The organism is Mycobacterium sp. (assembly GCF_036273375.1).
Taxonomy (GTDB): Bacteria; Actinomycetota; Actinomycetes; order Mycobacteriales; family Mycobacteriaceae; genus Mycobacterium.
Genome location: NZ_DASUHS010000041.1, coordinates 1 through 2,116, shown reverse-complemented (window position 1 = coordinate 2,116; position 2,116 = coordinate 1). Strand labels below are relative to the sequence as shown.

The 2,116-nt window shown below is 67.4% G+C and carries 2 protein-coding genes; one reads left to right on the top strand and one right to left on the bottom strand.

Annotated features, from left to right (window positions below; genetic code table 11):
* The coding region (locus VFW69_RS04120; RefSeq protein WP_526498451.1) for an AAA family ATPase at positions 1-422 on the top strand (422 nt) is incomplete at its 5' end.
* A 124-nt stretch (positions 423-546) separates the two neighbouring features.
* Here VFW69_RS04120 and VFW69_RS04115 read toward each other — a convergent pair.
* A complete protein-coding gene (locus VFW69_RS04115; RefSeq protein WP_526498449.1) occupies positions 547-1,782 on the bottom strand; it encodes an IS110 family RNA-guided transposase in 1,236 nt (411 codons plus the stop codon).
* Positions 1,783-2,116 lie beyond the last annotated feature (334 nt).

Sequence of the window (2,116 nt, the reverse complement as noted above, 5' to 3'; positions counted from 1 at the left end):
AGGACATCGGGATGGCTGACCCGACGGCATTGCAGACCGCGGTGGCCGCCGCACACGCGGTGCAGTTCATCGGCATGCCCGAGGGCAGGCTTGCGCTTGCCCAGGCCACCGTGCATCTGGCTACCGCACCGAAATCCAATGCGGTGATCACCGCGATCGACACGGCCCTGGCCGACGTCCGTGCCGGTGCGACCGGATCCGTCCCCGCTCACCTGCGCGACGGGCACTACGCGGGCTCGGCCCGGCTTGGTCATGCGCAGGGCTACCGCTACCCCCACGACGCCCCCGACGGCGTACTAGCCCAGCAATACCCCCCCGACACTCTGGTAGGCCGAAACTACTACGAACCCCGCCCACACGGCGCCGAACGCGCCCTCTCCGAGCGGCTCACCCGGCTCCGCCGAATCATCCGCGGCCGTTGAACGGCACCAGATCGCCATTCGGAACCGAATCGCGGTTATCCGGCGCCGCCGGACCGCGATTCGCTTCGAAAATAAACCCGACCACGGGCGCGGTGACCACTGTGGGTGGTGCGGGTGGGTGGGGTTAGGCGGCTTGTTTTGTGATCGTGTAGCCGTGTCCTTCCAGGATGCTGATCATTTTGCGGATGCGGCGTTGGGGGTCGTCGCGTTGGAGGAAGTAGTCGGCACCGAGGTCGTGGTAGGCGGTCTGGGTGCTCAGGACGTGCCAGGCGGCGATGAGCAGGCTGTGGCCGACGGCGACGCGGGCGCGTTTGGCTCCGCGGCGCGCGGCGATGCGGCGGTATTGGGTGTTGGAGTAGCAGTTGCGTTTGCGGGCGGCGGCCATGGCAGCGACGCCGAGGGTGGCTTTAAGCCAGCGGTTGCCCGGGCGGGTGCGGCCGGGTTTGGCTTTGCCGCCGGTCTTGTTGTTGCCTGGGCAGATCCCGGCCCAGGAGGCGAGGTGGGCGGCGGTGGGGAAGGCGGTCATGTCGGCGCCGGTCTCGGCGAGGAGGACCTGGGCGTTGCGGGTGTCGAACCCGTCGATGGTTTTGATCAGGTCGAGCTGGGTCTGATACGGCGCGATCTCGGTGGCGATGCGGGTGTCCAGCTCGGCGATCATGGCGCCGACGAGGTCGATGTGGCGCAGGATCATCTCGATCACAAAGGCGTGATGCTCATCGAAGTGACCGACCAGTGCCTGGGCCAATGCGGGGATCTTCGGACGCATCTTGCCCAGCGCCAGCGCGGCCAGGACCTGCCCGTCGCGTTCGCCGGCGATCAACGCGGCCAGCATCGCCCTCGCCGAGCGCCCGAGCAGGTCGGTGGCCAGGCACGACAGTTTGACCCCGGCGTCTTCCAGGGTCTTTTCCAGCCGCAGCTTCTCCCGGGTCCGGTCCTGGATCAGGCTCGACCGCCGCCGAGTCAGGTCCCGTAACCGGCGGATCGGGCGGGGCGGCACCAGCGAGGGACGGACCAGCCCGTGTGCGATCAAATCACAGATCCATTCCGCGTCGGTCGCGTCGGTCTTGCGCCCGGGCACGTTACGCATATGCCGGGGGTTGAGCAGCCAACACTCCAAGCTGTCTTCGAGCAGGTAGAACACCGGCTTCCAGTACGCGCTGGTCGACTCCATCCCGACCCGGGTCACCCCCCACTCACACAGCCAGTCCCGCAGCGCCAGCAGATCCACGGTCATCGTGGCGAACTTGCGGCTGATCAGCAGCCAGCCACCACGCTGGTCGGGGACCTGGACACAGGCCACCAACGACGCCTTACCGATGTCCAGCCCAGCAGACCGGGCCACCACCACACGAATCGCCACCACAAGCTCCCTTCCGCGTAGAATCACCAAGCGGCGGCCGGTCGGTGGGAGCCGAATCGATCAAAGAGTTTGCTTCACGCGCTCGCAGCGACAATCCAGGGCACCTGCCCTCGACTCCCAACGTCACGTTGGCTCACGGACTCGCAGCGCCACAAGAGCGACGACGTCTACCCGACCGGCAGCCGACCCCATTTTCACCCCTCAGGGCGGCGCGAAGCGCCCACGGCGTTGGCTCCGAATGGCGGTCTAGCCTGGTGCTGTGACGGTTGTGGGCGTGCTGGGGTTGCAGGGCGATGTGCGTGAGCATCTGCGGGCGGTGCGGGAGTGCGGGTTG